At 70.9% G+C, this 6,000-nt stretch carries 6 protein-coding genes and 1 pseudogene; 2 read left to right on the top strand and 5 right to left on the bottom strand.

The features are described 5' to 3' along the window. A pseudogene (locus H0523_RS25810) lies at nt 1–285 on the top strand (MFS transporter); the annotation flags it as partial. A 37-nt stretch (nt 286–322) separates the two neighbouring features. Here the strand turns inward: H0523_RS25810 and H0523_RS25805 are convergent. Next, a complete protein-coding gene (locus H0523_RS25805) occupies nt 323–1,207 on the bottom strand; it encodes a LysR substrate-binding domain-containing protein (RefSeq protein ID WP_054432294.1) in 885 nt (294 codons plus the stop codon). Nucleotides 1,208–1,321: 114 nt separating this feature from the next. Here H0523_RS25805 and H0523_RS25800 point away from each other — a divergent pair, with 114 nt between their 5' ends. Then, nucleotides 1,322–1,984 (top strand): flavodoxin family protein, encoded by a 663-nt coding sequence (locus H0523_RS25800; RefSeq protein ID WP_054432295.1) that lies wholly within the window; start codon nt 1,322–1,324, stop codon nt 1,982–1,984. On the opposite strand, the gene H0523_RS25795 is transcribed toward H0523_RS25800, so the two are convergent. The 4 genes from H0523_RS25795 to H0523_RS25780 all read right to left on the bottom strand — a co-directional run bounded on the left by H0523_RS25795 (nt 1,893) and on the right by H0523_RS25780 (nt 5,822). Then, a complete protein-coding gene (locus H0523_RS25795; protein ID WP_054432296.1) occupies nt 1,893–2,831 on the bottom strand; it encodes an alpha/beta hydrolase family protein in 939 nt (312 codons plus the stop codon). The two genes, H0523_RS25800 and H0523_RS25795, sit on opposite strands and share 92 nt — an antisense overlap. 122 nt (nt 2,832–2,953) lie before the next feature. Beyond that, nucleotides 2,954–3,763 (bottom strand): helix-turn-helix transcriptional regulator, encoded by an 810-nt coding sequence (locus tag H0523_RS25790; RefSeq protein ID WP_054460926.1) that lies wholly within the window; start codon nt 3,761–3,763, stop codon nt 2,954–2,956. A gap of 63 nt (nt 3,764–3,826) precedes the next feature. Further along, on the bottom strand, nt 3,827–4,786 hold the full coding sequence (locus H0523_RS25785) for a proline dehydrogenase family protein (RefSeq protein WP_054432298.1): 960 nt from the start codon (nt 4,784–4,786) through the stop codon (nt 3,827–3,829). Nucleotides 4,787–4,907: 121 nt separating this feature from the next. Continuing rightward, a complete protein-coding gene (locus tag H0523_RS25780) occupies nt 4,908–5,822 on the bottom strand; it encodes a DMT family transporter (RefSeq protein ID WP_054432299.1) in 915 nt (304 codons plus the stop codon). Between the last annotated feature and the right edge of the window lie 178 nt (nt 5,823–6,000).

The raw sequence follows: 6,000 nt of genomic DNA, 5'->3' as shown, positions 1-6,000 counted from the left end.
CACCGCGCGGCGCTGCTGGCCGTGCCCGTGCTGCTGGCGGCCGCCGGCATCTGCGCCTCGGCCTGGCACGGCGTGGCCTACACCGAACTGGCCACGCTGGCCGGCGCCGCCCGCGCCGGCACCGCGCTGGGGCTGGCCAACACCTGCGTCTACCTGGGATTGTTCCTGACGCCGCTGGCGCTGCCGCGGCTGGTGGCGGCCACGTCCTGGCCGCTGGCCTGGCTGGCCGCCGGCGGCGCCATGCTGGCGGTCTTGCCGCTGCTGCCACGGCCAGCGCGGCCGTGAATGCACGTCAACCGAGACGCATCGACCGACGCCACCACTAGCCCTTGAACTCCTGCCGCAGCCACGCCAGGAACGCCTTGACCGGCGGATGGCGTTCGCGGCCCGGCGCGCACAGCGCGGTGTAGGCGGCGCCCGCCACGCTCACCTCCGGCCGCAGCGGCACCAGCGTGCCCGCCGCGACGCTGTCGGACACCATCACCGAACTGGCCAGCACCAGTCCCTGCCCGGCGATCGCGGCCTGCAGCGCGTAGTGTTCCTCGGCATACGCGTGCACCGCCGCCGGCTTGCGCCAGCCGGGCAGGCCCGCCGCTTCGCACCACTGCCGCCAGCCCTCGTCATACAGCGCCGAATCGCGCCAGCGCACCGTCACCAGCGCGGGCTTGGCGCGGCGCGCCTGCGCCACCAAGGCCGGCGCGCCGTAGACCCCGAACCGTTCCTGCAACGCGCAGGCCGCGTGCAGCGCCGGATAGCGCCGGCTGCTGTAGCGGATCGCCACGTCGACGCTGGCGTCCTGCAGCAGGTCGATGGTCTCGGCCTGCGACTGCAGGCGCAACTGGTATTGCGGATAGGCCTGGTAGAAACGGCCCAGCCGCGGCACCAGCCACAGCGCCGCGAACGAATGGGTGGTGGACAGCGTCAGGGCGCCCGCCGCGCTGGCCGGCCGCAGCGCATCCAGCGTCTGCGCGATGTCGAGCAAGGCGCCATGCGCGCTGGCGAACAGGCGCGCGCCGCCATCGGTCAGGCGCACGCCCTGCGGCACGCGGTCGAACAGCGCCACGCCGGCGTGGCGCTCCAGCGCCTTGATCTGGTGCGACACGGCGGTCGGCGTCACCGATAGCTCGGCCGCGGCCGCCTTGAAACTGCGCAGCCGCGCGGCGGCCTCGAACGCGCGCAGCGCGGTAACCGGCAGGGAGGCGAACACAGCGGCCCCTTATAGATGAATTAATTTCATCTTAGCCAAGAAATGCTCGTTTGTCGCTGTGGAAGGATATCCGTAAATTTTCCTGGCAATCTCTTCCAAACGAGGCAATCAAACATGAATTCAGATCATCAACATAAACGCCTGCTGATCCTGGCGGGCAGCCCCCGCCGCGACGGCAACAGCGCCGCCCTGGGCGCCGCCGCCCTGCGTGGCGCCCAGGCGGCCGGCAGCGCGGCCACGCTGCTGTTCCTGGACGACTACATCAAAGGCTTCCTGCCCGACCTGCGCCATGCGTCGGCGCCGGACGACCGCTATGGCGAGCTGTTCCTGGAACACTTCCTGCCCGCCGACGGCGTGCTGTTCTGCACCCCGCTCTACTGGTATGGCATGTCGGCGCAGACCAAGGCCTTCTTCGATCGCTCCTTCACCCACTACGCCGGCGCCGGCCCCGAGCCCGAGGCCGTCAAGGCGCGCATGGCCGGCAAGCGCCTGGGCCTGGCCGTGGCCTCGGAGGAAACCTATCCCGGCGCCGTGCTCGGCGTGGTGCACCAGGTGCAGGAATTCGCCCGCTACACGCATGCCGACTTCGTTGGCTACGTGCACGGCTCGGGCAACAGCCGCGGCGAGGTCGCGCTGGACCCGCGCCGTCCGCTGGCGGCGGCCGAGGCGCTCGGGGCGGAATTCTTCACGCGGAAATACTCGGACTATCGGCTAGAGACGCCACGCAGTCACAACGTATGGGCGTCGCCCCCGCCAGGCGACGCTCGCCGCGACTGAGCCAGCCCAGCGCGATCGGCCACAGCGTGTCGCGAAAACGCTCGTGAAAGAAGGCGAAGTGGCCGATCGCCTCCAGCCCCAGCGATGCCGGCGCCAACCGCAGATGGGTGCGGGCGCTGCCGGTGAAATACGCCAGCAGCCGGCCGATGGCGGCCTCGGTGCCGAATTCGTCGTCGGTGACGCTGAGCGCCAGGATCGGCGCGGTCACCGCCGCCATCGCGGCCACCCGATGGTCCGCCCCGCCGCGCCCCTCGAACCGCGGCCCCATCAGGCTCCAGTCGCGCACCACGCCGCGCGGCGTGTCCTCCAGCCAGCCCAGCCGGCGTCCCGGAAAATAACCGAGACAGACCGCCAGCAGCGGCATCACCACATGCCACTTGGCCAGCATGCGCAGGCGCTGCCCGGCGGCGTAGTCGCGCCAGTAGGCGTACTGCGCGCCCATGGTGAAAATGCGCCGCAGCCGCCGCGCCGACGGCGCCAGGCCGGTGACGAAGCCGCCGATGCTGTGCGCCACCACGTCCACCGGCTGGCCGGGAAAATGCGCGTCGACATAGCCCAGCACCGCCTCGAAATCCTTCTCGCCCCAATCCATCCAGGACGCCTCGAAACCGCGCAGCGAGGCCGGCCGCGATTCGCCGATCCCGCGATAGTCGTAGGTCAGCACGTCGAAGCCGTGCTGGTGCAGGTAGCCCGCGAACCGGGCGTAATAGCGGCAGCGCACCGACGTCGCGGCGTTGATGACAACCACCGGACGCGGTCCGGCCGGATCCGGCTCGGGGTGGCGCCACACGTAGCCTCCCAGCGCCACGCCGTCGGCGGCGCGCAGCGTAATGCGTTGCGGGTCCATATTCACATTCCTAATGATCAATCAATAAGGCACGAAAACCTACTGTCTTGGTCGATTAAACCCGCACGAAAGTGCTGATTCAAACGATTATTCGTCGCCCATTACATGATCTACAGGAATGTCTAATTGACCACTGAGCGCCCCGCCGAGCGGCGCAGCACCCCCGGCGGGCTGCCATAGACCTGCTTGAACACCCGCGTCAGGTGCGCCTGGTCGGCAAAGCCGACGGCCAGCGCCGCCTCGGCCAGCGGCAGGCCGCCGCGCAGCAGCGCGCGGGCGCGCGCCACCCGCCAATTACGCAGCCACGCCAGCGGCGGCAGGCCGTAGCGCCGCGCGAAGCGCTTGACCAGCGTGCTGCGGTGACGGCCCTCGGCCCGGGCCAGCGCCTCCAGGTCGGGCGCGCACGCCGGATCGGCGCGCATGCGCTGCAGCAGCAACGCGCAGACGTCCGGCTCGCCGGCCGGCGCCGCCGCGGCCTGCCGCCCGTGCGCGGCCAACAGGCCGAACAAGGCCGCCGACAGGCGGGCGCTGCGGGCGGCGTCATCGATGGCGTCGGGCGCCAGCGCCGCCAGCCACGCGTTGCAAAGGCCGGCGTCGTGAATGACCGGCCCCGGCAGCGCCAGGCCGCCTTCGCGCAGCGCCCGGGCATGGTCCTCGAACCAGTCCGGCTCGATATACGCCATGCGATAGGCCAGCAAACCGGCCGACGTGCCGCCCGTGTGCACCTGGCCCGGCGCGATCACCACCAGGTCGCCCTCGCCCGCCTCGAACGGCCGGCCGTGCACGGTGAAGGCGCAACGCCCCCGGGCGATGGCGCCGATCGACCAGGCGTCGTGGAAGTGCGCCTCGTAGCGATAGGCGCGCAGGTCGGCGATCAGCACGTCGCCGGGCAGGCTCGCGCCGCAATGCCAGATGTGTTGGGAAACCGCCATGGGAAGATGCCTGGGCAGGACTGAGGGGACGCGGCCGCCAGCGCCGGCCGCCCTGGCGACAGGCTACCCGAAATAGCGCCCTTCCGTGTTCAGCGAGCGCGCCAGCAGCCAGGCGTTGCGCGGATGTTCGCCGATGCGGCGCGCGGCATAGGGCCACCAGTCCTGGCCGAACGGCAGATAGACCCGGACCGTGTAGCCCAGCCGGCGCAGCGCCAGCTGCCAATCCGGCCGCACGCCGTAGAGCATCTCAAACTCGAACGCCTCCGGCGCCCAGCCGCGCTCGCGCGCCAGCGCCATGATGGCGCCCGCGAGCCGGTCGTCGTGAGTGCCGAAGACCGGCAGGAAGCCGGCCTCGCGCGCCGCGGGCGACAGCATGATGGCGGCGGCATCCAGGTAGGCCTGGTCGATGCGGGCGCGGCCGGCATGGTCCAGCGCGCGTTCGGGAAAGGCGCCCTTGACCAGCCGCAGCGAGGTACGCTGGCCGATCGTCCAGGCCAGGTCGGCCGGCGTGCCAAGACGCCGCGCCTGCAGCGTCAATCCGGCGGGCAGGCCCGCTTGCAACAGCTCGCAATGCAAGGCGCAGGTGCGCTCGCGCAGGCCCGAGTCCTCCATGTCCAGCACCACCCAGTCGCGGCCGCCCGCCGACGCCTCGCGCGCCGCGGCGGCGATGCGCCGCGCATTGCCGCGCCCGAGCTCGTCGCCGCGCATGTAGCCGATGGCGGTGGGGTCGATGGACACGTGCACGTCCAGCCCGGCCTGGCCCAGCGCGGCGCAGGCCTGCATGGCCTGCCGCGTGTTGTGCTCGATGGCATCGGCGTCGGCCACGTACTCGCCCAGGTAGAACAGGGATGCGCGGATGCCGTGCGCCTCGCGCAGCCGGACGGCGGTGCGCACCGCCTGCGCGACGTCGGCGCCGCCGACGAAGCGCCGCGCCAGCGAGGTGCGCGCGGCCAGTGCGCGCATGGCGCGCCCCACGCCCGGGCTGCGGGCCAGCGCGATGGCGGATTTCTGGAAAAGGCTCATGGACGCTCCGGTCAAAGCGCCTCACTATGCGGCGGCGACCGGCGCGCGTCTTGAACGGGAGTGAATCCGGCGGACGCTTGTCCGCCGGCCCGGACGGACGCGGGCGCCGGGCCCGCGTCCCTCAGGCTTTGCCGGCGGCCAACGCGGCCGCCCGGCCACGGCCGAACAGCGGCCGCTGCACCGTCTGCGCCAGCAGCACGCCCAGCAGCGTCACGGCGCCGCCCAGCAGGTGGTACGAACGCAGTTGCTCGCGCAGCAGCACGAACGCGGCCAGCGCGGTGAACAGCGGCAGCAGGTTGATGAAGATGCTGCAGCGGTTGGGCCCCAGGCGGTGCACGCCTTCGATCCACAGGAACGACAGCAGCACCGACGAGAAAATGCCCGCGTACAGGATCAGCGGAATGGTCTTGGCGTCCAGCGCCGCCTGCGCGGCCGGCACCTGCAGGTACAGCGGCAGCATGTAGAGCAGCGCGAAGATCGACTGCACGAAGGTCGACTGCCACGCCGGCAGCGGCACCTTCCAGTGGCGCAGCAGCACGCCGTACAGCGCGTACGAGAAGGCCGCCATCAGCATCAGCCCGTCGCCGACGTGGATGCCGTGCTGGAACACGCTCAGCATCTCGCCCTGCCCCACCAGGTACAGCAGGCCCAGGAACGACAGCGCCCCGCCCGCCGCCATGCCCAGCGTCAGCGGGTCGCGCAGGATGACCACGCTCAGCAGCATGCTGAGCAGCGGGATCAGCGCGGTCAGGATGGCCATGTTGGTGGCGGTGGTGGTTTCGGCGGCGCGGTACGACAGCGCCTGGAACAGCGCCGACGACAGCGCGCCGTACAGCGCCAGCTTGGGCCAGTGGCGCAGGATCACCTTGCGGTTGCGCCAGGCCGGCACGGCCGTGAACAGGCCCATGATCGCCAGCGCCAGGATCAGCCGGTAGAAGGTGATGGCGGTGGGCGAGATGGCGCTGGCCGCCATCTTGGACACGATGACATTGCCCGCCCAGAACAGGATGGCGAACAATGGGAACAGGTAGGACATGATGGGATCACTCGCAGAATGGGAAGCGGCTCTCCGCCGCGGCGCGCGGCGGCGCGCAGGTGGCGGATGACCGGTATCCTATTGAGCGTGCGAGCGCCCGTCTGCCGATGAACAGGCAGGGACTATCTCGAAATGGACATTCCCGATGCCGGCATGCCCCGGGTCGGCTTGTATGGGG

It is taken from the genome of Achromobacter insuavis (genome assembly GCF_902859645.1).
GTDB lineage: Bacteria > Pseudomonadota > Gammaproteobacteria > Burkholderiales > Burkholderiaceae_B > Achromobacter > Achromobacter insuavis.
The sequence above is the reverse complement of the archived record's forward strand: the minus strand, read 5'-3'. Positions and strand labels throughout refer to the sequence as shown.

Bases quoted from the DNA above. Each gene is read 5' to 3' on its own strand.
- H0523_RS25785 (WP_054432298.1), bottom strand. From the start codon at position 4,786: ATGAGCCTTTTCCAGAAATCCGCCATCGCGCTGGCCCGCAGCCCGGGC.
- H0523_RS25790 (WP_054460926.1), bottom strand. From the start codon at position 3,763: ATGGCGGTTTCCCAACACATCTGGCATTGCGGCGCGAGCCTGCCCGGC.
- H0523_RS25780 (WP_054432299.1), bottom strand. From the start codon at position 5,822: ATGTCCTACCTGTTCCCATTGTTCGCCATCCTGTTCTGGGCGGGCAAT.
- H0523_RS25795 (WP_054432296.1), bottom strand. From the start codon at position 2,831: ATGGACCCGCAACGCATTACGCTGCGCGCCGCCGACGGCGTGGCGCTG.
- H0523_RS25800 (WP_054432295.1), top strand. From the start codon at position 1,322: ATGAATTCAGATCATCAACATAAACGCCTGCTGATCCTGGCGGGCAGC.